Genomic DNA, 22,052 nt, shown 5'->3' on the forward strand with positions numbered 1-22,052 from the left:
ATTTTCGGGATGGAGAAGAACACCGGCAAAACAGAAACGCTCAACTATATCATCAGGCGACTCGATGCCTATCGGCATAGGGTTGCCCTTACTTCTATAGGCATAGATGGTGAAAAGAGTGACCAGGTTACTCAGACGGCCAAGCCGGAAATAGTGGTACCTAAAGGGATGATATTTGTTACCTCCGAGCTGCATTTTCTAAAAAAAGAACTGATTGCAGAGATTATTGATGTCAGCGAAGATCGGACTGCATTGGGACGGCTCATCACGGCCTGTTCTTTGGAACCCGGTAAAATTTTGCTCTCAGGGCCTTCCACGACAGGAGGGTTAAGAAAAATGATAACTACTCTATCGAACTCCGGAGTGCAAACGACTATTGTAGATGGAGCTCTTTCTCGCAAGTGTCTGGCATCTCCTGTCGTTACCGATGCTATGATTTTAGCTACCGGAGCTGCTTTGTCCATCAATATACCTCAGTTGGTCCGTAAAACGGCTGCCGTGTATCGATTGATCTCTTTACCTACGGTAGAAGCCGAATTGGCAGAGAAATTAGATCCCATCGAACAAGGCATATGGGGGATAGACGAATCGGGCAACGTTTACGACTTGGGGATTCGTTCGGCACTGATGTTGAATGCATCTAACAGAAATGACCTGACTCGCTTCGGCAACAGAATTTATGTGTCCGGAGCCGTTAGTGATAACTTATTGGAACAGCTTCGCCTCTCTGATGATAAAATCTGTCTCATCATCAGAGATTTTACACGTATGTTTGCTTTGCCGGAAGCAGTAGATCGTTTTCTACAGAGCAAACATGAGATCAAATCTCTGTATGGAGGTAAGCTATTGGCCGTGACAATCAATCCGGTAGCACCCAGCGGGTACAAACTGAAATCCGAAGTGCTGCGCAGAGAGATGGAAAAAGCCCTCGGTATTCCGGTCTACGATGTAAGAGGGTTAAACACGCTTGAATGTTGATGAAACTACGGGAACAGATAAATAGCATTAGTGGCTTTCGCTATGTAATAGATGAGTTGTGCATACATTCATCTGTAGGGCGACGTTGTCTGATGGAGCAAGAATTCTTGACCGAGGCTTCCGATATTGAAGTGCTTCTTTCTCGTGTAGAAATAGCCATCTCATACCAAGCAGACCAACGAAAACAAAAAGGTCTGGATGAAATTGCACACAAATTAATGCAGCTACGTGACATCCAAGGGACGATATATTCTCTTTCACGCCACGTAGTTTGCACGGACATTGATTTTTTCGAGATCAAGTTCTTAGCAATTTTAAGTGAAGATATTCGGGATCTGATCCGTTTTTACCAGTTAGATGATCTCTCTTCTCCCCTACCCGATTTGTCGCAGATCGTTTCCGTTTTGGATCCGGAGGAAAAGAGAATTCCTCATTTCTATATATACGATGCGTATTCGGAGACATTGAGAGAGTTGAGAGACAGGCTCAAAAAAGAAACAAACGAAGACGCCAGGATCGAAATCCGCAATGAAAGTTTGCAGGAGGAAGACATAGTCCGTAAGCGACTTTCTCGCGAGTTGTCCCCTTATGCTGGAGGATTGGCTACAGCTCTAGAATTGTTGGGAGCGATAGATCTGTTATTAGCAAAGGTCAAACTATTCATTCAGCTTGGATGGAGTAAACCGGGTTCTGGTCATAGTGTTACGAACTATATGGGACTGGTACATCCACATGTCCTTAGCCTCCTGGGGAAAAAAGGAGAAAAGTTCCAGCCGGTAGATATAGCCCTACCCTCTCTGCCAACCTTAATTACCGGTGCTAACATGGCAGGAAAAAGTGTGCTGTTGCAAGGAGTTGCATTAGCTCAGATCCTCTATCAATATGGCTTCTATGTGCCGGCACAAAAGGCAGAGATATGCCCTGTAGAAAAAGTGATGCTTTCACTTGGAGATGCACAAGATATTAGACAGGGGCTTTCCTCTTTCGGGGCGGAAATGATGTGTCTTTCGTCCATTGCCGATGAGGCCAGACAGGGAAAGCAACTACTCGTTTTAGTCGATGAACCTGCAAGGACAACGAATCCCGTAGAAGGACAAGCCATTGTCAGTGGGCTATTGGCTATATTGAGCAGGTATAAGATCCGATCTCTCGTCACTACGCATTATGGCAGTATAGACATTCCATGTCGCCGCTTGAAAGTGCGTGGTTTTAGAGAAGACAAAGTGAACTTACCTCTACATGTAAATTCCCTCAGCAAATGTGTGGACTATACGCTTGAAGAAGTGAGCGAAAACGATGTTCCACACGAAGCAATACGCATAGCAGAGATCCTTGGGGTTAACGAGGCTCTTATGACAGAATGCAAACAGTTTTTGAACAACACGAAATAGCATAAAGCAAGAATACATATCATAAGTATGCAAAAAAGTAAAGTCGGAATTGATTTCTCCAAGGTAGAATATGCCAGAAGCATTGCCGGAGAAATAGCCGGTAACGTACAGACATTCGTCGAACAATACACGACTGTAGCCGTGGAACGCACCCTCTGTCGCCTAATCGGGATTGATGGAGTGGATGGCAATGCTGTTCCACTACCCAATGTATTGGTCGACCATCTGAAAGATCGGAATGTTTTGGGGCATGGTGCTCTGTTCTTTTTAGCAAATGGAATAGTTGCTACGGGAAAATCTCCTCAAGAAATTGCTGAAAGTGTGGCTGTCGGCGAAGTGGATCTTACCTCTTACCCCTTCTGTTCTGCCAATGTCATTGCAGATACATTGGCACCGCTCATAACAGGAGGGATGCAAAAAATAGCTGCCAACAGAAAGAGAAGAGAGGACTACATCGAGACTCTCGGAGAAGGGCCTAGACCTTATCTCTACGTTATTGTTGCTACTGGCAATATATATGAAGACGTTGTTCAAGCACAAGCAGCTGCTCGCCAAGGAGCCGATATTATTGCCGTAATACGTACTACGGGACAGAGTTTGCTCGACTACGTTCCTTACGGAGCTACGACAGAAGGATTCGGGGGTACTTTTGCTACACAAGAAAACTTCCGTATCATGCGAAAAGCCTTGGATGAGGTTGGAGAAGAGGTTGGTCGATATATCAGGCTCTGCAACTATTGTTCAGGTCTTTGCATGCCGGAAATAGCCGTAATGGGAGCACTCGAAGGCTTGGATGTAATGCTCAATGATGCTCTCTATGGAATTCTTTTCCGAGACATTAATATGCAACGTACTTTGGTGGATCAATACATGAGTCGTGTTATCAATGGATTTGCCGGCGTTATCATCAATACCGGTGAGGATAACTACCTAACCACTGCTGATGCCGTAGAAGAAGCACATACCGTACTTGCCTCGGATTTGATCAATGAGCAGCTGGCTCTTACAGCCGGATTGCCTTCAGAACAGATGGGGCTTGGACATGCATTTGAAATGGATCCCATGCTCGAGAATGGATTCCTTTTCGAATTGGCTCAAGCACAAATGACCAGAGAAATTTTCCCCAAAGCTCCGCTTAAGTATATGCCTCCCACGAAGTTCATGACCGGCAACATTTTCCGTGGTCATTTACAGGATGCGCTTTTCAATATAATCGGTGTATGGACCTCTCAGGGTATCCAACTGCTCGGTATGCCTACCGAAGCTATCCATACTCCTTTTATGAGCGACCGCTATCTTTCGATCGAAAATGCCAAATATATTTTCTCCAATATGAAGAATATCGGATCGGAAGTTGAATTCAAAGAAGGCGGTATCGTACAGAGCCGAGCACGTGAAGTGCTTGACAAGACCGTGAATTTGCTTGAAAGATTGAAGGAAGAAGGTCTCTTCTCTGCTTTGGAAAAAGGTATTTTTGGTGATGTAAAACGCCCGATGAACGGAGGAAAAGGTTTGAGCGGTGTTGCCAAGAAGGAAGTACACTACTACAACCCGACAATCGAGCTGATGAAAAACTTTAATATGAGTGGTAAGTTATGAGCGGTGGACTATATTCGACAGAAGGAAGAGATTTCGATCAGACATTAGATCTGTCGCGCATCAAGCCCTATGGCGACACGATGAATGACGGTAAGGTGCAGCTTAGTTTTACCTTACCTGTTCCGGCCGGAGATGAAGCCATCGAAGCAGCTAAGCAGCTCATCAAAAAAATGGGGATGCAGAATCCTCAAGTAGTATTCTTCCGCGAACTGACAGAAGGTTTTACTTTTTTCAACTGTTATGGCAGCTGCGAACATACGGTAGACTATAGCTCTATCTATGTGCCGAAGGTAGAATCTACTAAATGGGATATGGCTGAAACGGATGACTTTATCCGTGAGAATATCGGCCGAAAGATAGTAGTGGTTGGAGCCAGTACAGGCACTGATGCCCATACGGTAGGCATTGATGCCATCATGAATATGAAAGGCTTTGCCGGCCATTATGGTTTGGAACGCTATGAAATGATCGAAGCATACAATCTTGGCAGTCAGGTTCCGAATGAAGAGTTTATTGCTAAGGGAATCGAACTCAAAGCCGATGCTCTTTTGGTATCTCAAACAGTAACACAAAAAGATGTGCATATCAAGAATCTGATAGAGCTGGTCGAACTCATGGAGGCAGAAGGTCTGAGAGATAAGATGATCTTGGCCTGTGGAGGGCCTCGTATCACCTATGAATTGGCCAAAGAGCTTGGCTATGATGCAGGATTCGGTGCCAATACATATGCTGATGATGTTGCTTCATTCATCGCTCAGGAGTTCCATAAGAGAATGAATAACAAATAGAAATCGATAAAATATTTTCATCATGGAAAAAGATCAAATCAGAGAAGTGATCGCCAGGCGCGTTGCCCTCGAATTGAAAGATGGTGATGTAGTCAACCTCGGTATAGGTCTGCCGACGATGGTGCCCAATTACCTAAAACCCGGAGTGCAAGTATATTTGCAGTCTGAAAATGGCATGATTGGGATGGGCCCTGCTCCGGAAACAGGCAAAGAAGATCCTTATCTGATCAATGCAGGGGGAGGCTCCATTACGGCTATTCCGGGGGCTGCTTCATTTGATAGTGCTACCTCATTTGCCATCATTCGTGGTGGGCATGTGGATGTCAGTGTACTCGGAGCACTGCAAGTAGACGAAAATGGAGACTTGGCCAACTGGCTGATTCCCGGCAAGAAAGCGCCCGGTATGGGAGGAGCCATGGATTTGCTGATAGGAACCCGTAAGGTAATTTTAGCTATGGAGCATACTGCCAAGGGTAGCCCCAAAATCATGAAAAAATGCTCTTTGCCACTTACGGCAAAAGGACAAGTAAACCTGATTATCACAGAAATGTGTGTGATCGAAGTGTGCCCGGAAAAAGGCCTTGTCGTAACAGAAATACATCTGGATTTTACAGCAGAACAAGTACAAGCTGCAACTGAAGCTTCATTGACTTTTGCTTCTGAGATCATCCCGATGCAACAATAAAAAGAGTTTTTAGTATCACTACAAACCAAATAAACTTCAAGAATTATGAACTTTTCTCAGACACCCCAAGAACAATTGTTTCTTGAGATGATCCGCAGTTTCGCCGAGAAAGAAGTAAAACCTCTGGCGGCAGAAATTGACGAGCAGGAACGTTTCCCCATCGAAACAGTAAAGAAGATGGGCGAAATCGGACTGATGGGCATTCCTTTCCCCGTTGAGTATGGTGGTGCCGGCGGTACAAACGTAATGTATTCAATGGCAGTGGAGGAACTAAGCCGTGTATGTGCTACCACAGGCGTGGTTCTCTCTGCACACACATCTTTGTGCGCAACTCCCATCTACGAAAATGGAACAGAAGAACAAAAGATGAAGTATTTGCCGAAACTCTGTTCTGGCGAATGGATCGGTGCATTTGGACTTACCGAACCCAATGCAGGTACGGATGCTGCTGCTCAGCAAACTTTTGCTGAAGAAAAGGAAGATCATTTCGTACTTAACGGTAACAAGATTTTTATCACCAATGCCGAATATGCTCACGTATACGTGGTATTTGCCATGACAGATAAGAGCCAGGGCACACGTGGTATCACCGCTTTCATCGTTGAAAAAGGAACTCCCGGGTTCTCTATCGGAAAGAAAGAGCTTAAGATGGGTATCCGTGGTTCGGCTACATGCGAACTTATTTTTGAAAACTGTATCGTCCCCAAAGAGAATCTTCTCGGTCGCGTAGGCGGTGGCTTCAAGATCGCCATGAAAACCCTTGATGGCGGACGTATCGGTATCGCATCTCAGGCCCTCGGTATTGCACAGGGAGCTATGGACGAGACGGTGAAGTACACCAAAGAGCGTAAACAATTCGGTCGCAGCATCGCACAATTCCAGAACACGCAATTCCAACTCGCCGACTTGCAATGCCGCATTCAGGCATCTCGTTTGCTGGTTCGTTTGGCAAGCTGGAAGAAGGACATGAAGATGCCCTATACGATGGAGTCGGCTCAAGCCAAACTCTATTGCGCCGAAACGGCTATGGATATGACTACGAAAGCGGTTCAGTTCCACGGAGGATATGGCTATACTCGTGAGTATCCGGTAGAGCGTATGATGCGCGATGCTAAGATCACTGAGATTTATGAAGGTACCAGCGAAGTTCAACGCTTGGTAATCGCATCCAACTTATTAAAATAATCAAGCATTAGACTATGAATATCGTTGTTTGTATCAAACAGGTACCCGATACTACCGAAATCAAATTGGATCCTGTAAAAGGCACGCTCATTCGTGACGGTGTGCCCAGTATCATGAACCCCGATGACAAGGGAGCTTTGGAACAGGCTCTTCGCTTCAAGGACACACACAATGCTCACGTAACTGTGATCACCATGGGACCGCCACAGGCTGAAGCTATCCTGCGCGAAGCATATGCCATGGGTGCAGATCATGCCATCCTTGTCAGCGATCGTAAGTTCGGTGGAGCCGACACATTGGCCACAAGTTACACACTCTCTCAAGCTTTGAGAAAGATCGACCACGATCTGATTATCGCCGGTCGTCAAGCTATCGACGGTGATACGGCTCAGGTAGGGCCTCAGATTGCCGAGCAGCTTGACCTGCCACAGATCACATACGTGGAAGAAGCCACATTCGATGGCAAGCAAACTCTGACTGTTCGCAAGAGCACGGAAGAAGGACATGAGGTTTTGGAAGTAGAGCTTCCTTGTATGCTCACTTTATTGGCTACGGCTAATAAGCCTCGCTACATGCGCGTTCGTGGCATTATGGAAACCTTCGACAGACCTATTGAGTGCTGGGGAGCAAGCGACATTGATGTTGATCCGGAAAGAATCGGTTTGGCTGGTTCTCCCACGAGCGTCAAGAAGTCGTTCACTAAGGGAGCCAAGGCCATGGGAGCACTGCATGAAGATATCACTCCCGAAGAAGCTGCTGACATTATCTTCAATAAACTGAAAGAGAAATTCATCATCTGAACAACAAGCAACTATGGATAAGGAATTATATAAAGGTGTTTTCGTCTTCGCAGAACAACGCGAAGGAGTGATTCAGAACGTAGCCTTCGAACTCATCGGAAAGGCTCGTGAATTGGCAGACACCATCGGAGAAAAAGTAACGGCAATTCTTTGTGGCTATAAGGTTGCTGACTTGCCTAAGGAACTTATCGCTGCCGGTGCCGATACGGTGCTTGTCGTAGATGATGAGAAGCTCGAGAACTACCTTACTGAGCCTTACGCTCAGGCCATTACCCAAATTCTTCAGGACAAGAAGCCTGAGATCGTACTCTTCGGCGCTACGACTATTGGTCGCGACCTCGGTCCCCGTCTTTCTTCTCGCTTGCGTACAGGTCTTACAGCAGACTGTACATCGCTTGAGATCGGTGACGAACGCAATCTGCTGATGACACGTCCGGCTTTCGGCGGTAACCTTATGGCTACGATTATCAGCAAGGAGCATCGTCCTCAGATGTCTACGGTTCGTCCCGGTGTTATGCGTCGTAAGGCTATGGACTACAACCGCCAGGGTATGGTTGAGAACGTAACCATCACGTTTGACACAGCCAAGTTCCGTGTTCGCCTGATCAAGAAAGAGCGTGAAGACAAGAATATGGTGGACATCACGGAAGCTCACATCCTTGTCAGTGGTGGTCGTGGCGTTGGTTCACAAGACGGCTTCAGCAAGCTAGCCGAACTGGCTCAGCAGATCCATGCAGAGGTTTCTTCTTCTCGTGCTATGGTCGATGCCGGTCTTATCGGTCATGAACGTCAGGTAGGACAAACGGGTAAGACCGTTCGCCCCGACATCTATATGGCCGTTGGTATCTCAGGTGCCATCCAGCACTTGGCCGGTATGGAAGAGAGCGATTATATCATTGCCATCAACAAGGACAAATTCGCTCCCATTTTCCAGGTCGCCGATCTTGGTGTAGTCGGCGACTTGCACAAGATTGTACCCATTCTGACGGCTAAGCTACGTTCTGCCATGCAGGACAAGTAAGAGCCTGTTAGTATAACAAACCTTGTAGAGGAGCCGATGAGGCGAAGGGCTTTTGTGGCTCGTCGCATTCATTCGGCTCCTTTTTCATTCATCGAAGAGAGTTATGGAATTTCACAATCTGATCATCCAATCGAAAGATGGTATCACGACGCTGACCATCAACAAACCGGAGACATTGAACGCCCTCTCCTCTGAAGTCCTTTCCGAATTGGAATCGGCCATTGCCGTTATCGCTACAGAAAAGCCTCGAGTGCTGATCATTACCGGAAGCGGCAAAGCATTTGTCGCAGGAGCAGACATAGCCGAGATGCAACACCTGAGTGCAGCCGAGGGAAAAGCCTTTGGAGGGCTTGGAGCAGAGGTGTTCCGAAGGATAGAAGAATTGCCTTTCCCTGTTATTGCAGCCATCAATGGCTTTGCATTGGGAGGCGGATGCGAATTGGCCATGGCTTGTGACATCCGCATAGCTTCGGCTAGAGCCAAGTTTGGTCAGCCCGAAGTCGGATTGGGCATCACCCCCGGATTCTCCGGTACACAACGCTTGCCACGCCTTGTCGCTCCGGGTATAGCCAAAGAACTCATTTACACGGGGCGTATCATCGATGCAGAAGAAGCACTTCGTATTGGTCTTGTCAATCGGGTAACAACTCCGGAGGAATTATTACCTGCCACGATGGAAACGGCTCAACTCATTGCATCACGCTCAGCTTCTGCCGTATCAGCTTCAAAAGAGGCTATCAATCGTGGTACGGAGATGCATATTGCCGAAGGCATTGCTTTGGAACAGAATCTCTTCGGACTGTGCTTTGCCACAGCCGACCAGAAGGAAGGCATGGCAGCTTTCCTCGAAAAACGTAAACCGGCTTTCTGCTGAGAGCCAAAAGAATAGTTATTCACATACACTTTTAATCTCCAACAAAATGAAAATAGCAGTAGTAGGTACCGGAGCCATGGGCAGCGGTATCGTTCAATGTATCGCCCAAAACGGCCTGGACGTCTTGATGAAAGGGCGAAGCGAGACTTCTATCAGCAAATCGCTCAAAGGAATCGAAAAAAATCTCAACCGTCTGGTTGAAAAGGGCAAGATGTCTGCCGATGAGCAGCAAGCCGTTATGGCTCGTATCCGTACGACGATGGACTTCAATGACCTGAAAGATGCCGGTGTCGTGATCGAAGCGATTGCCGAAGAAATGGAAATAAAGAAACAGGCCCTCAGTGCTGTGGCGGAAGTGGTAAGCGAGCAATGTATCATCGCTACCAATACATCTTCATTGAGTATCACAGCTTTGGCAACCGAACTCCCTACCCCATCTCGTGTGATCGGAATGCACTTCTTCAATCCCGTTCCCGTGATGAAACTGGTAGAAGTTATCAGTGCCCAGCAAACTTCGGACGAAGTGATGAAGCTGGTACTGGACTTGTGCGAAATGCTCAAGAAAACAGCTGTACGCGTGAACGAAGCTCCGGGTTTCGTCGTAAACCGTCTTCTCATACCGATGATCAACGAAGGTATCGGAGCCTATGCCGACGGTGTGGCCAGCATAGAGGAAATAGATCAGGCCATGATGCTCGGTGCCAATCACCCGATGGGCCCTTTGGCTTTGGGCGATTTTATCGGTTTGGATGTCTGTCTGGCTATCATGGAGGTATTATTCACCGAATTTGGTGATGCCAAATATCGTCCTCATCCTTTGCTTCGCAAGATGGTTCGTGCAGGACAGCTTGGCCGCAAGACCGGCAAAGGCTTCTACGACTATAGCAAATAAGTCGTTTTTCTCACTTATCGGACTTATCCGAAAATAATTGAGGGTGAGCCAAGTGAATCCTAAAAGCTGGACACAAAACTTTTAGGATTCACTTGGCTCACCCTTTACTTATTGGGTTTATGACTCTCGAAACGAACTGTTATGAGACCTTTGTACGGCGATTGGTGTGTATTTTGTTTGTTAATTCATTGTATAATAGGGAGTTATTTTGTATATTTGAGCATTAAAAACAGCATAATATTCCTCCCATGGCATACCAATCCAAGAATACCGATGAGCATGTAACATTTGCAGACGCACTCCTTTCAAAGCGTTATCGCAAAGCACAAAACGACTTCCTCAATCAGGTTGACACGCTTATCGATTGGCGTCCGATCAGGACGCTGATCAACAAGAAATACACGAAGCGACAAAATGCCATCGGCGCCCCGGCTTATGACGTGATTCTCTTATTCAAGATGTTGCTTTTGGAGACATGGTACAACCTCAGTGATTGTGCTCTGGAGGAGCGCATCAATGATTCAATCACCTTTTCCCGATTCTTGGGACTGAAGATGGAAGAGGTATCTCCCGACCACAGCACCATCAGTCGATTTCGTTCGGCACTGACAGAGTTGGGTCTCATGGACAAACTATTGGCGCAGTTTAACAAACAACTTTCCCGCCATCACATTTCGGTCAGGGAAGGGGTGCTTGTGGATGCAAGCCTTGTGGAGACGCCGCATAAACCCAACGGAAGCATTACGATTGAAGTCGCAGACGACAGAGAAGACAATCGGAGCGAGGCGGAAAAAGAGGCAGAGGAGGATTATCAAAAACAGGTTGTCCGCCGGCGTAAAGGGACGGATGAAGAAGCCCGTTGGGTGTACAAACAAAAGCGTTATCACTACGGATACAAAAAGCATTGTCCGGCCAATGTTCAAGGCATTGTTCAAAAGGTGATAACGACTGCAGCGAACCGCAGTGACACGAAGGAGTTTATTCCGCTATTGCAGGGTGCAAACATACCTCAAGGTACAGCCGTCTTGGCGGACAAAGGATATGCTTGCGGGGAAAATCGTTCCTACCTGCAAACCCATCACCTTCAAGACGGCATTATGCACAAGGCACAACGCAACAGGGCATTGACCGAGGAAGAGAAGCAACGAAACAAAGCAATCGGTCCGATACGGAGCACCATCGAACGCACCTTTGGCAGTATTCGCCGGTGGTTTCATGGCGGACGATGTCGATACCGGGGACTTGCCAAGACCCATACTCAAAACATTCTTGAAAGCATCGCCTTTAATTTATACAGAACCCCGGGGATAATTATGTCCTCATCCGTAGGATAAGGCATAACCACCCTTGAGGAGCTCGTACAAGTAGCTCCTCAAGGGGGGGGATTTACAACTACTTTCACTCCTTACTGCCACCTCTTTCACTCGCTCCTTTTATGCGAAGAACTCCTCTTCCCTCCATCTCCTTATTTTTCAAAGGTCTCGTTATGCCGTTTCGGTGTCAGATCGGTCTTTTTATTTGAGGATTGTCATGGTGTCGGAGGCAATCATATATTCTTCGTCAGTGGGAACGACGATCACGGTTACTTTGCTTTCCGGCTTGCTGATTACCATTTCTTTTCCGCGCATACCTTCATTCACCTTTGAATCAAAGACAATACCCATAAATTCCATATCGGTACATACTTTCTCTCTCGTGGTATATTGGTTTTCACCCACTCCACCGGTGAATACGAGCACATCGACTCCTCCCATGGCAGCGGCATAAGCTCCTACATATTTTTTGATCCTGTAGTCGTACATGGTCATGGCCAGAGTAGCTCTTTCGTTGCCATTCTTGATGGCATCTTCGATTTCCCGCAGGTCGGAGGACACACCGCTTACGCCAAGTACACCGCTCTTTTTATTGATCAGTTCAGAGATTCCTGCTGCTTGGAGGCCTTCTGCTTCCATCAGGAAGGTAAGAACACCGGGGTCTACGTCTCCACTGCGCGTACCCATCATAAGCCCTTCTACGGGTGTCATCCCCAATGATACGTCCAAAGCCTTGCCGTTTTTGATTGCAGCGATGGAAGCTCCATTGCCGATATGTGCCGTGATTATGCGAGTTTTGTCGTAGTCCAAACCCAAGATCTCACAAGCACGGGCACTGACATAGCGATGGCTGGTGCCGTGGAATCCATAGCGACGTACACCATGCTTGTTGCACATATCATATGGCAAGGCATATCGGTACACATGTTCCGGCATGGTTTGGAAGAAAGCTGTATCGAATACACCCACCTGACGAATACCGGGGAGCAACTTCTCGATGGCTACGACGCCTTTGAGGTTAGCCGGATTGTGAAGTGGAGCCAAAGGAATACATTCTTCTACTTTGGCAATTACTTCCGGTGTGATCTCCACACTATTACTGAACTTCTCACCTCCATGAACGAGACGGTGCCCTACTGCATCGATTTCTTCATAGCTCTTGATGCATCCGTATTTGTCATCTTTGAGCACGGAAAGAATGAACTCTACGGCTATCGTATGTTCGGGCATATCTTTCTCCAGCACCACTTTCTCACCATTGGGCATGGTTAGTTTGAGAAACGAGCCGGGAAGGCCTAATTTTTCCACTCCGCCCTGAGCCAATACGTCTCCTTTGGGCATTTCGAGTAGCTTATATTTGACGGATGAACTACCACAGTTCAATACCAATACTTTCATATCGTTTAGTTGATTTTGAGAGTTAGATAGGATTAGTTTTCTTTATTATTGCTCCTTGGCTGCAATAGCTTGGTTGGCCGTGATGGCAACCATCCTGTATATATCTTCGACCGAGCATCCGCGGCTCAAATCGTTTACAGGTGCAGCCATTCCTTGCAGAATAGGTCCTACGGCTTCTGCATGGCCCAGACGCTCTACAAGTTTGTATGCGATGTTGCCGACTTCAAGCGTCGGGAATACAAGTACATTGGCCTTTCCTGCTACATTGCTTCCCGGAGCTTTGAGTGCTGCCACTCTTTCTACCAAAGCCGCATCGGCTTGCATTTCGCCATCGATCAACAAATCAGGAGCCATTTCTTGAGCCATACGAGTAGCTTCTACGACCTTATCTGTCATTTCATGTTTTGCACTGCCTTTCGTAGAGAAGCTCAACATAGCTACACGCGGTTCAATATCGGCAATGGCTTTCGCCGTACGAGCCGTAGCGACAGCGATCTGTGCCAACTCATCTGCTGTCGGATTGGGTATAACAGCACAGTCTGCAACAAGCAAAAGTCCGTCTTTGCCATATTCTTTGGCTTTGGTGAAGAGTAAGAAAGTACCGCTCACGCTAGTCATGCCCGGAGCTGTCTTGATGACTTGAAGAGCCGGACGAAGTACATCGCCGGTAGTATTCTGTGCGCCGGCAATCAGTCCATCGGCATCTCCACTCTTTACAATGAGACAACCCAGATAGAGGGGGTTTTCTACGAGTTCGGCCGCCTTTTCGGGTGTCAGCCCCTTTTTTTGGCGAATTTGCAGCAGAAGGTCAGTGTATTGTTGTTTCTTGGGATGGTTATTCGGATCAATGATCACAGCCTCGTCCAAGTTCTTCAAACCGAGTTCCGCCACTTTGGCTTTCACACTATCGACATTACCGATCAGAATGATGTTTACAACTTTGTCGGCCATGAGACGGTCGGCAGCTTCCAATGTACGAGGTTCCAGCCCTTCGGGCAGAACGATCCGTTGCTTGTTCTCTTGAGCACGTCTGATAACGTCTTGAATGAGATCCATGGATAATACCTTATAGTTATTATAGTTATTGTAAGATGATCTTGAAAAGAAAGGCGAGCAGAAATAACGCCTTATTTGCAGTCGCAAAGATAGTTAAAAACACGGGCAATAAGAGAGATACATTCAAAATACTTTGGAAATGGAAGTATAGCTTTAGCAGGGCTGTACTTCCATTCTCCCCATTGCATTAATATCCTTTTTTGCTATTCTATCTAATGCGTGACGAAAGAGGATGACGCAACCCCTCTGCCGACTTCAGATAGACTTCGGCTGCACCGATTCTCAGCTCCATCCTGATACGGACAGGTATTCTATTGGCATCATTCGTGAGCCATATGGTAATAGCTTTTTGGGGATTCTTGAATGTTTCGGATTCGTTTATGAGCATGGATACCCGATGAGTATGATAGTTGATACCCTTTTTCGTTTTTTGTACTTCAGAACCTTCGTATTGAAAGAAACAGTCGATCCCCTTTTTCCCTGCAAATATTCTTACCGGTATGCGCTCTTTCGTACTCTTTGACCAGTCTGTCGAGCGAAGATAGAGTATGGCTCCTATCATATCCAGAGATATTTGGTTGGTAATTTCTACCGTATCGATCCTTGATTCTCCATTGCGAAACCGCTTCGTATGTATCCGATTGCGATCATCCTGTCGTGAAAAATGAATTAGATCCATTGTGTAATCTCCCCCTTCCATCACATGCTTTTGCCCATCCACGATACGCATCTTGTGATCGAGATTGCAGTCAAGGGTGTCCCTCATACTAAAGATGGCATCGAAGAAAGGTGCTGTTCTGAAAAGCAAACGAGATCTGAATCCTCTATCCTGTTTTTCAAACGATAGTGAAGCATCGCCGGCACGTGGCATCAGTGCCCCCCACTTATAGTAGATTGTATAGCTGAGGCATTCTCCGGTCCTGCTGAAATCGTTGGAGATGGGTTGCTGAGCTTGCAATGATATAGAGGTTATGCTTATGATGTATAGAGTCGTGAGGATGATGACTATGCAGTTGAATGGATTTCGTTTCTTGCTTATATTATGTTTTGCTTTCATTTCTCCTTTTCATTTCTTCCAATGATTCAAATATAGGCAATAAGCGGTTAGTAGAAATAAAAGGAGGAAGCCTGTGCCAGACCTCCTCCTCAAGAACGAATAGACTGTTTAGTGGTTTTTGGGGTGTAAATACTCCAAAGTTATTTTTTATTCGAATTATAGATTTCGCTGAGTTTTTCGATTAGCTTTTCACCACGAATATCTCGCTCTATAATAGTGCCGTCAGGACCGAACAGTATGACTTGCGGAATACCTTGTATGCCATACATATCCGTAGCCACATTCTTAGCATCGAATATCTGAGGCCATACCACGTTGAGAGCTTCTTTTGCTTTCAGGTGATCTTCCATTTTATCCCAAACTACTATGCCGACTACTTGCAGACCTTTTTCTGCAAACTTGGCATTAGCTTCAGCTATGTAAGGAATTTCACGACGGCAAGGGCCGCACCATGAAGCCCAGAAGTCAACCACGGCATAGTTGCCTTGTCCCACATATTTGAAGAGTTCTACCTCATTGCCCTCGGCATCCGTTCCAGCAAAGTTTTTAGCCATTTTGCCGGGTTGCGTATCAGCCAAATTGTCAATCATAGCGAGCAAATGAACAATATTCGGATGTGCCAAAACAATAGGACCGGCCTTTTTGCGTGCTTCTGCAATAACATCCGAATCAGAGCCTTCTCCGTAGAGAATATTCTGTAAGAGACGTGCACCGAGAGCATCGTTTGTGTGCGATTGGTATAGTTCGGTTGTTATTTTGCTCTTCTCTCCCAACATTGCCGTATACTCTTTTTCCAGCATGGCTTGTGTTTCCTCTGCAGCACGGGCCGTATCAGCCTGGATCTCTTCCATTTTGAGTTTGAAGCTGTTTTCCAATTCATTGATCTTGGCAGAATACTTGAAGTTTTCTTCGTTCAACGGAGTGCCCTTTGCCGCATACTCTCCGATTTTTGCAGAAATTTTGCCGTCTTCCAAAATGAAGATGATCGGTACTACGTTATGTTCGGGCGAAGCTGTCACGATATAAGCCAACTTGGCCGTATCGATATGTTCTCCGGTGAATGTGAATGCTCCGTTCCGGATCGTCGTGCTATCTAAATTGTTGCCTTGAGATAGCTGGATGTAAACCATATTGCCGTCGAGATTCAGCGTACTGTCCACGGTACCGGTGATGGTATAACCTTTTTGTTGACAGGAGGTAAGACCTGCAAGCAGCACTGCAGCTGCGAATAATAACTTCTTCATACGATATTGTTTTTTTGAATAGTGGTGAATTATTTCTAAGCGCAAAAGTAAGTATTTTGATCTTCATAGACCTGCTATACCAAATCAAATAAAACGGATTCCATCCCACTGCACTTTGAAAACATCCTTCGGAACATCAATTAATGAACCATATACTACTGATATTGGTTATTGAAACGATAGTGCAAATTGTAATGATAAACTATTCTTTTTTGAAAGAATTTATTTACTTTTGTGCAACTAATAATTCATTTAGCAATTTAGATTATGGAAAAGAAGCGTGGAAAAAGGGCTGAAACGCCTGAACAGAAGAAGCAAAAAGCTTCAATGGGTTTTTACTTTAAGAGTGCAAAACCGGCCGAAAAAATGGCTCAGCTCGATGCAGCGATCGCTCGCTATGAAACTTACTTGGCCAACTGTCGCATAGCTAAAGACAATATCGCTGTAACATCTGTAGCAGATCAGATCAAAATGCTGACCAAAGAGCAAAAAGAAGAGTTGAAAAAATTCCTCTAAACATCTTTTTCCCTTATTTCGTTTTCAGGAGCTGATATTATCCGAATCGGAATAGGGTTACTCCAATAGGCAAGGCTGTCCGGGTATAAAAACTTCGGCAGCCTTTCTTTTTTAGGCAAGAGGAGCTAAGGACAATAGTTGGTCTCTGGACCAAAGATCCGGTATCTAATTATTGCTGTCCGGTGAACTTGGAAGTCGTGCGTGTCAGCGAATATCTTTCATTGGAATTTGTCGGCCTGAAAATAGAGATTCGCCTCCTATACCAACTCGTTTCGACAAAGAGTGCCGTGAAAAGGAAATGGATCGGCATGGTTCTGTATCGATAGGGTAAAATATCCGCTATCTTTGGTCTAATGATGATAGCAACAAACCAAGGATACAGAGAGTTCGGCGACTACCTCCGGCAGGTATTTCCACACTATAAAGTACAGAAGATTACCCTCAATGCAGGCTTCACCTGTCCCAACCGAGACGGACTGAAAGGATGGGGCGGCTGTACCTATTGTAACAATCAGACCTTCAGTCCTGCCTTCGCCATGAAAGACCGCTCCGTGTCGGAACAGCTAAGAGACGGGATAGCGTTCTTCGCCCGAAAGTACCCGCACACGAAATACCTGGCCTATTTCCAAGCCTATACCAATACCTATGGAGAGCAAGCCGAGATCATCCGTAAATACGAAGAGGCTCTGAACTACTACGATGTGGTAGGCATTATTATAGGTACCAGACCGGACTGCATGCCGGATTCTCTTTTGTCCTACTTAAAGGATTTGTCGGAAAGAGTATTCGTTCTCGTGGAATATGGTGTAGAGAGTACATTGGATGCCACTCTTCGGCGAGTGAATCGTGGGCACCTCTGGTCGGATAGTATGGCAGCTATCGAGCGAACGGCTAAGACCGGATTGCCGATAGGTGTGCATCTGATCCTCGGGCTGCCGGGGGAAAGCAGAGAAGATATACTCAGGCACGCGGACAAGATATCGGCATTGCCCGTCACTACACTGAAATTGCATCAACTGCAAATTATCCGCGGTACGGCTATGGCCAAAGAATATGCAGAGAGTCCCTCGGACTTTCATTTTTACTCCGAGGAGGAATATATCGATCTGTGTCTTGATTTCATCGAACGCCTGCGTCCTGATATTGTGCTTGAGCGTTTCGTATCGCAGTCTCCGGCCGAACTTCTCCTGATGCCGAAATGGGGATTGAAGAATCACGAGTTCACACACCTGATCCGTCGTCGCATTCAAGAACGCGATATCAGACAGGGACGGCACTGGAAAGGATAATTCCCCTCTGCTATTTCTACAGGAAGAACCGGGGTGTTTCTCAAAAGCTGATTAATGTGGGCAATTATAGACTGCTCCATACAACAGTCTCGTTGCACTCTTCGTATCAATCCCCCCCTTATTATAGGCCATCAAGTACAGCGGCACTCCCCTACCGGTCTCTTCATACGGAGGCTGTATATAGTCGGCATCAATAATTTCGAATCCGGCTCTTTCATAAAAGCCTATTCGTCGTCGGGCAATCTCCGTCAGGGGAGGCTCTGCTTCCAGCAGTATACATGAATGCGAGGATAGAGCCAATGCTGTCATCATTTCAATACAAGCCTGCCCGATTTTATGATTTCTCCATTCAGGAGCGATGGCAAAATGCTCGATAAAAGACAATTCGGGGGACAAGACCCAGCTAATGATAAAACCTTTGGTCTCTTCCACTACATCACGTTCGCCGATCAGAAAGAGGCTGCAATATGGGTCGGAAAGAACCGCACGTAAGAAATTGTCATACGAGCGTCTCTCTTCTGCAGGAAACGAAGTCGTGTACAGCTCCCATACATACCGGAGAGCTGCCGATCGGTCTGCATCGGAGAAGGACTTTAAGTCAGAAAATCGAAGCATTGTTTCAAGATCTTGGTTCTATAATAAATATGGTATCAGGAATAGATAAGGCTGCACAGCAGGATACTGCACAGCCTCATTCCGTTCTCAGCTGGGAGGGGAGGAAGAGTTGCTTTTCAGACCTCTTTGATCAACTCCTCACATAACTCCTTCTCTTTCTCTTTGAGCGGAGTCACCAGCTTATAGCCCTTTCCGTGGATATTCTTAATCTCGATTTCAGGATCGCTTTTTAAGAGCTTACGCAACTTCGTGACATAAACATCCATGCTTCTTGCATTGAAATAGTTGTCATCCGCCCATATCGTCTTCAGGGCATAGTTGCGCTCAAGGGTTTCATTAGCATTGGCACAGAGCAGGGCCAACAGCTCGTTTTCTTTGGTCGTCAATCGAGTTACCTGATCATCGATCGCGATGGTTTGTTTCTGAGTATCGAACAAGTACTTACCGATACGGTAGTAGAGCATATACTTGTTCGAACGTCCGCCACAGCGTCGCAGTACGGCTTCGATACGCATAGCCAACTCTTCCATACTGAAAGGTTTGGTGACATAATCGTCGGCTCCGATTTTGAATCCTTCGATAATATCTTCTTTCTTAGCTTTAGCACTAAGGAAAATAATAGGGATATCCGGATCGATCAACCGTATTTCCTGTGCCAACGCGATGCCATCCTTACGTGGCATCATAATGTCAAGGATACAGATGTCATACGAATTCTTGACATAGTTGGAATACCCCTCTTCTCCATCACCAGAAAGATCGACGATATAATCTTTTGTCTCGAGAAACTCTTTCAAGAGCGGTCCGATATTACTATCGTCCTCGCAGAGAAAGATTCTTGTTTTTTCTTCCATCTTCTTCTCCTCTAAAAAAATAGTTGTTTTTATTATTAATGGGCTACTAAAGGGCTTCCCGTTTCTCGGACTGGTGCGCTGCTCCTTTATTCACCTCCAAATGTCCCAATTCTATTATAACCGCTCTCTATAAGAACGAATATTTAGGTTTAATTGTTTTGTACAAAGAGAAATAAGACAATAATATCCTACCCTATCGATGAGTCTATCTCTTTAAAGACCAGATTCAGAACATTTTCTTTCGGATAGACTTCATAAGGTTTTTATAACAGACTGCAAAATAAATGTTTTCTTGTCAATAATCTTCCTCTTAGGGCGCAGATTTACAGCTGCTCACTCCGATCTTAAGTGCAACGGTTTGATAGATTTAGGATGAAAAGCCTTGTGGGGCTCTAAGGTTATCTTATCCGAAATGTATCTTCGGTTTCGGATAAGAGGACGATTATCAAACCAAAAAACCGGAAAAAGTCGAACCGGATCTTCGAAAAACACGCGCGTAAAAACTTTCGTTTTGGCGCGTAAATTTTTCAGTTCCCGAACCAAAACAAAAAAAATTACGAACCACGTTTTTGGGAACCATAAACACGAGAAAAAACGGTCGCAAACGAAATCAATCCTTTTCTCGCTACCATTCCTCTTTCCGTTCGGTAGGTTCCACCTATCTATATATAGTGTGCATTGCAGGGCTTAAGCATTTCTATCTTATCTTTGTACGAATCTCTGAAAACAAAGCGAAGAAAAAGCTAAAGAGGAAAAGTTATGGCAGGAATAAAAATCGATCCGGCTTCGGCAACAGCTTTGCGTAAAATGGTAGAGGAGGCGGAGCGTATCGCTCTGATCTCGCATACGGCTCCGGACGGCGACTCGGTAGGAAGCAGTATCGGTTTTGCTGCCATGCTGAGAGAAAAAGGCAAGTTCCACATCAGTGTAATCATACCTGATGATATTCCCCAATACCTGTACTGCATTCCGGGAGCAAACAAAGTAATAGTGCACGAGACTCATCCTTCGGAGGCGGAGAAGGCATTGGCTGAAGCCGATCTGGTCTTCTGCATGGATTTCAATGCTCCACATCGGGTAGCAGGACTGCAAAGCGCATTGGAGAGTTCGTCAGCCCCCAAAGTGCTTATCGATCATCATCTCTATCCGGCAGATATCTTCACTCTCAGCTTCAGCTACCCCCCCCTGTCTTCTACTTCGGAGTTGGTCTTGCGTTTGGCCAAGGCCATAGGCATGGAGTCCTGCCTGACCCAAGATGCGGCCACGGCTTTGATGACAGGGATACTGACGGATACGGGCGTATTTTCCTACAGCTCTTCCGATCCGGATCTTTATCTGCTCGTAGCAGATCTTATGCGAGCCGGTGCGGACAAAGACACGATCATCCGCAATACCTTTCAGCAAAATTCGGAAGGCAAGATGAGGATGCAGGGTTATGTGCTGTACGAGAAAATGACTTTGCTGCCGGAAATGGGCGTAGCATACTTCACGCTGTCAGCAGAGGAGCTGGTACGATTCCACAACCGGACGGGTGATACCGATGGTCTGGCCAATCTGCCCCTCGATATTGCAGGGATAGAGGCTGTATGTTTCCTGCGAGAGGACAAAAATCAGATCAAGCTCTCATTCCGCTCCACAGGCAACTATCCGGTGAACACTCTTGCCGAGAACTTCGGTGGCGGCGGACACAAGAATGCTGCCGGCGGCGAGTTCCAAGGCAGTCTGCAAGAAGCTACAGAGAAGCTGCTGAAGATTTGGAAAGACTTCAACCCCAAGAATTACGATAATAAGAACCAACAATAATCATCTCTTACCTCTTTCTTTTTCCCTGTCGGAACCGGACGGAAAGGCAATAGAGGAGGAGAATATTTCTGATCAAGATGAAAAGGATAATAATGATCTTGCTGCCGGTTTTGGCCATAGGTATGGCTGTTTTGACATTGGGCAGTTGTAAGAAAAGCGACATCAAATCGCTCAAAGAAATGAAGAAGGACGAACGCAAAGCCATCGAATCCTTCATCAATAGGATGGGCTTTACCATCAAAGAAGGGCATGAGGGCCAAAGCGAATTCGATCCCGATATCATGTACCACTTCGACAACGATCTTTATATGCAGGTACTGGATAAGGGGAAAGAGCCTCCCGTGCTGAACAAGACCAAGATCAACGTCAGGATGGAAGGTTTCATGTTCAATCGTGAGAGGGACTCCATCTATGTCTTCAACAGTCTCACTTCAGGCGGTTTTCAGGAGAGCGTATTCCGCTATATATATAAGTACAACGATGGGGATATTCACTTCGAACTGATCAAATGTACGACCGGTTCCAACCTGGATATGTTCGTCTGCGAAGGAGTCGCTTTCCCCATGACCATGCTTGGCAATAAAGCTCGCGTGCGCCTGATCGTACCTTTCCGAATCGGCCCGGAATCGCTCTATTCGCGAGGCCTGACCGGATATTACAAGGAAGTGGAATACGTATTTCGGGACTGACCCCT

General features: G+C 46.1%; 23 protein-coding genes. 16 read left to right on the forward strand and 7 right to left on the reverse strand.

The annotated features are described in order from the left end of the window. Positions 1–9 precede the first annotated feature (9 nt). The 11 genes from PGN_RS05600 (at position 10) to PGN_RS05650 (ending at position 11,547) form a co-directional block, all read left to right on the forward strand. Entirely contained in the window at positions 10–978 is a 969-nt protein-coding gene (locus tag PGN_RS05600) for a hypothetical protein (protein ID WP_039417534.1), read from the forward strand. 92 nt (positions 979–1,070) lie between these two features. After that, a complete protein-coding gene (locus tag PGN_RS05605; RefSeq protein WP_230846990.1) occupies positions 1,071–2,369 on the forward strand; it encodes a MutS-related protein in 1,299 nt (432 codons plus the stop codon). A 27-nt stretch (positions 2,370–2,396) separates the two neighbouring features. Then, positions 2,397–3,968, forward strand: coding sequence for a lysine 5,6-aminomutase subunit alpha (locus tag PGN_RS05610; protein WP_012458077.1), 1,572 nt, complete (start codon positions 2,397–2,399; stop codon positions 3,966–3,968). After that, the gene (locus tag PGN_RS05615; protein WP_012458078.1) at positions 3,965–4,756 is read left to right on the forward strand and encodes an OAM dimerization domain-containing protein; all 792 of its coding nucleotides are present in this window, start codon (positions 3,965–3,967) and stop codon (positions 4,754–4,756) included. The genes PGN_RS05610 and PGN_RS05615 overlap by 4 nt, the downstream gene beginning before the upstream one ends. Before the next feature lie 22 nt (positions 4,757–4,778). After that, positions 4,779–5,441 carry a 3-oxoacid CoA-transferase subunit B gene (locus tag PGN_RS05620; protein WP_012458079.1) on the forward strand — a complete coding sequence of 221 codons (663 nt, stop codon included), beginning with the start codon at positions 4,779–4,781 and terminating at the stop codon, positions 5,439–5,441. Between the two features lie 45 nt (positions 5,442–5,486). Next, positions 5,487–6,626 (forward strand): acyl-CoA dehydrogenase, encoded by a 1,140-nt coding sequence (locus PGN_RS05625; protein ID WP_012458080.1) that lies wholly within the window; start codon positions 5,487–5,489, stop codon positions 6,624–6,626. A 14-nt stretch (positions 6,627–6,640) separates the two neighbouring features. Then, positions 6,641–7,426, forward strand: a complete 786-nt coding sequence (locus PGN_RS05630; RefSeq protein ID WP_005873659.1) for an electron transfer flavoprotein subunit beta/FixA family protein — start codon at positions 6,641–6,643, stop codon at positions 7,424–7,426. 13 nt (positions 7,427–7,439) lie between these two features. After that, entirely contained in the window at positions 7,440–8,447 is a 1,008-nt protein-coding gene (locus PGN_RS05635) for an electron transfer flavoprotein subunit alpha/FixB family protein (protein WP_004584448.1), read from the forward strand. A gap of 103 nt (positions 8,448–8,550) precedes the next feature. Beyond that, a complete protein-coding gene (locus tag PGN_RS05640) occupies positions 8,551–9,321 on the forward strand; it encodes an enoyl-CoA hydratase-related protein (protein WP_012458081.1) in 771 nt (256 codons plus the stop codon). Between the two features lie 46 nt (positions 9,322–9,367). Next, on the forward strand, positions 9,368–10,213 hold the full coding sequence (locus PGN_RS05645) for a 3-hydroxybutyryl-CoA dehydrogenase (RefSeq protein WP_012458082.1): 846 nt from the start codon (positions 9,368–9,370) through the stop codon (positions 10,211–10,213). 248 nt (positions 10,214–10,461) lie between these two features. Next, positions 10,462–11,547, forward strand: coding sequence for an IS5 family transposase (locus tag PGN_RS05650; RefSeq protein WP_012457813.1), 1,086 nt, complete (start codon positions 10,462–10,464; stop codon positions 11,545–11,547). A gap of 180 nt (positions 11,548–11,727) precedes the next feature. Here PGN_RS05650 and PGN_RS05655 read toward each other — a convergent pair whose 3' ends face one another. The 4 genes from PGN_RS05655 to PGN_RS05670 form a co-directional block, all read right to left on the reverse strand. Next, positions 11,728–12,924 (reverse strand): acetate kinase, encoded by a 1,197-nt coding sequence (locus PGN_RS05655; protein ID WP_012458083.1) that lies wholly within the window; start codon positions 12,922–12,924, stop codon positions 11,728–11,730. Positions 12,925–12,969: 45 nt separating this feature from the next. Further along, positions 12,970–13,980, reverse strand: coding sequence for a phosphate acetyltransferase (pta, locus tag PGN_RS05660; protein ID WP_004584444.1), 1,011 nt, complete (start codon positions 13,978–13,980; stop codon positions 12,970–12,972). A gap of 208 nt (positions 13,981–14,188) precedes the next feature. Next, on the reverse strand, positions 14,189–15,037 hold the full coding sequence (locus PGN_RS05665) for a DUF3108 domain-containing protein (RefSeq protein ID WP_012458084.1): 849 nt from the start codon (positions 15,035–15,037) through the stop codon (positions 14,189–14,191). 140 nt (positions 15,038–15,177) lie between these two features. Continuing rightward, positions 15,178–16,281 (reverse strand): TlpA disulfide reductase family protein, encoded by a 1,104-nt coding sequence (locus tag PGN_RS05670; RefSeq protein ID WP_012458085.1) that lies wholly within the window; start codon positions 16,279–16,281, stop codon positions 15,178–15,180. Positions 16,282–16,548: 267 nt separating this feature from the next. Between PGN_RS05670 and PGN_RS05675 the strand changes: the two genes are divergently transcribed. Next, positions 16,549–16,797: a hypothetical protein gene (locus tag PGN_RS05675; RefSeq protein WP_005873682.1), complete on the forward strand. Its 249-nt coding sequence runs from the start codon at positions 16,549–16,551 to the stop codon at positions 16,795–16,797. 353 nt (positions 16,798–17,150) lie between these two features. Then, positions 17,151–18,086 carry a TIGR01212 family radical SAM protein gene (locus PGN_RS05680; protein WP_039417160.1) on the forward strand — a complete coding sequence of 312 codons (936 nt, stop codon included), beginning with the start codon at positions 17,151–17,153 and terminating at the stop codon, positions 18,084–18,086. A 51-nt stretch (positions 18,087–18,137) separates the two neighbouring features. Here the strand turns inward: PGN_RS05680 and PGN_RS05685 are convergent, their stop codons facing one another. The 3 genes from PGN_RS05685 to PGN_RS11245 all read right to left on the reverse strand — a co-directional run bounded on the left by PGN_RS05685 (position 18,138) and on the right by PGN_RS11245 (position 20,098). Next, positions 18,138–18,701, reverse strand: coding sequence for a GNAT family N-acetyltransferase (locus PGN_RS05685; protein WP_004584438.1), 564 nt, complete (start codon positions 18,699–18,701; stop codon positions 18,138–18,140). A 116-nt stretch (positions 18,702–18,817) separates the two neighbouring features. Beyond that, complete coding sequence (locus PGN_RS05690) at positions 18,818–19,555, reverse strand: response regulator transcription factor (RefSeq protein WP_004584437.1); 738 nt, start codon at positions 19,553–19,555, stop codon at positions 18,818–18,820. Between the two features lie 333 nt (positions 19,556–19,888). Then, entirely contained in the window at positions 19,889–20,098 is a 210-nt protein-coding gene (locus tag PGN_RS11245) for a DUF1661 domain-containing protein (RefSeq protein ID WP_099779305.1), read from the reverse strand. Here PGN_RS11245 and PGN_RS11925 point away from each other — a divergent pair. From PGN_RS11925 to PGN_RS05700, 3 genes are all read left to right on the forward strand, one after another. Continuing rightward, a complete protein-coding gene (locus PGN_RS11925; RefSeq protein WP_230846991.1) occupies positions 20,067–20,246 on the forward strand; it encodes a DUF1661 domain-containing protein in 180 nt (59 codons plus the stop codon). The two genes, PGN_RS11245 and PGN_RS11925, sit on opposite strands and share 32 nt — an antisense overlap. A gap of 68 nt (positions 20,247–20,314) precedes the next feature. Beyond that, positions 20,315–21,358: a DHH family phosphoesterase gene (locus tag PGN_RS05695; RefSeq protein ID WP_012458087.1), complete on the forward strand. Its 1,044-nt coding sequence runs from the start codon at positions 20,315–20,317 to the stop codon at positions 21,356–21,358. Positions 21,359–21,450: 92 nt separating this feature from the next. Beyond that, entirely contained in the window at positions 21,451–22,047 is a 597-nt protein-coding gene (locus PGN_RS05700; protein WP_023847471.1) for a DUF4827 domain-containing protein, read from the forward strand. Positions 22,048–22,052 lie beyond the last annotated feature (5 nt).

It is taken from the genome of Porphyromonas gingivalis ATCC 33277 (genome assembly GCF_000010505.1).
Taxonomy (GTDB): domain Bacteria; phylum Bacteroidota; class Bacteroidia; order Bacteroidales; family Porphyromonadaceae; genus Porphyromonas; species Porphyromonas gingivalis.

Bases quoted from the DNA above. Each gene is read 5' to 3' on its own strand.
- pta (WP_004584444.1), bottom strand. From the start codon at position 13,980: ATGGATCTCATTCAAGACGTTATCAGACGTGCTCAAGAGAACAAGCAA.
- PGN_RS05675 (WP_005873682.1), top strand. From the start codon at position 16,549: ATGGAAAAGAAGCGTGGAAAAAGGGCTGAAACGCCTGAACAGAAGAAG.
- PGN_RS05620 (WP_012458079.1), top strand. From the start codon at position 4,779: ATGGAAAAAGATCAAATCAGAGAAGTGATCGCCAGGCGCGTTGCCCTC.
- PGN_RS05655 (WP_012458083.1), bottom strand. From the start codon at position 12,924: ATGAAAGTATTGGTATTGAACTGTGGTAGTTCATCCGTCAAATATAAG.
- PGN_RS05650 (WP_012457813.1), top strand. From the start codon at position 10,462: ATGGCATACCAATCCAAGAATACCGATGAGCATGTAACATTTGCAGAC.
- PGN_RS05640 (WP_012458081.1), top strand. From the start codon at position 8,551: ATGGAATTTCACAATCTGATCATCCAATCGAAAGATGGTATCACGACG.
- PGN_RS05645 (WP_012458082.1), top strand. From the start codon at position 9,368: ATGAAAATAGCAGTAGTAGGTACCGGAGCCATGGGCAGCGGTATCGTT.
- PGN_RS05685 (WP_004584438.1), bottom strand. From the start codon at position 18,701: ATGCTTCGATTTTCTGACTTAAAGTCCTTCTCCGATGCAGACCGATCG.
- PGN_RS05635 (WP_004584448.1), top strand. From the start codon at position 7,440: ATGGATAAGGAATTATATAAAGGTGTTTTCGTCTTCGCAGAACAACGC.
- PGN_RS05625 (WP_012458080.1), top strand. From the start codon at position 5,487: ATGAACTTTTCTCAGACACCCCAAGAACAATTGTTTCTTGAGATGATC.
- PGN_RS05665 (WP_012458084.1), bottom strand. From the start codon at position 15,037: ATGAAAGCAAAACATAATATAAGCAAGAAACGAAATCCATTCAACTGC.
- PGN_RS05690 (WP_004584437.1), bottom strand. From the start codon at position 19,555: ATGGAAGAAAAAACAAGAATCTTTCTCTGCGAGGACGATAGTAATATC.
- PGN_RS05605 (WP_230846990.1), top strand. From the start codon at position 1,071: ATGGAGCAAGAATTCTTGACCGAGGCTTCCGATATTGAAGTGCTTCTT.
- PGN_RS05630 (WP_005873659.1), top strand. From the start codon at position 6,641: ATGAATATCGTTGTTTGTATCAAACAGGTACCCGATACTACCGAAATC.
- PGN_RS05670 (WP_012458085.1), bottom strand. From the start codon at position 16,281: ATGAAGAAGTTATTATTCGCAGCTGCAGTGCTGCTTGCAGGTCTTACC.
- PGN_RS05600 (WP_039417534.1), top strand. From the start codon at position 10: ATGGAGAAGAACACCGGCAAAACAGAAACGCTCAACTATATCATCAGG.
- PGN_RS05615 (WP_012458078.1), top strand. From the start codon at position 3,965: ATGAGCGGTGGACTATATTCGACAGAAGGAAGAGATTTCGATCAGACA.
- PGN_RS05680 (WP_039417160.1), top strand. From the start codon at position 17,151: ATGATGATAGCAACAAACCAAGGATACAGAGAGTTCGGCGACTACCTC.
- PGN_RS05700 (WP_023847471.1), top strand. From the start codon at position 21,451: ATGATCTTGCTGCCGGTTTTGGCCATAGGTATGGCTGTTTTGACATTG.
- PGN_RS05610 (WP_012458077.1), top strand. From the start codon at position 2,397: ATGCAAAAAAGTAAAGTCGGAATTGATTTCTCCAAGGTAGAATATGCC.
- PGN_RS05695 (WP_012458087.1), top strand. From the start codon at position 20,315: ATGGCAGGAATAAAAATCGATCCGGCTTCGGCAACAGCTTTGCGTAAA.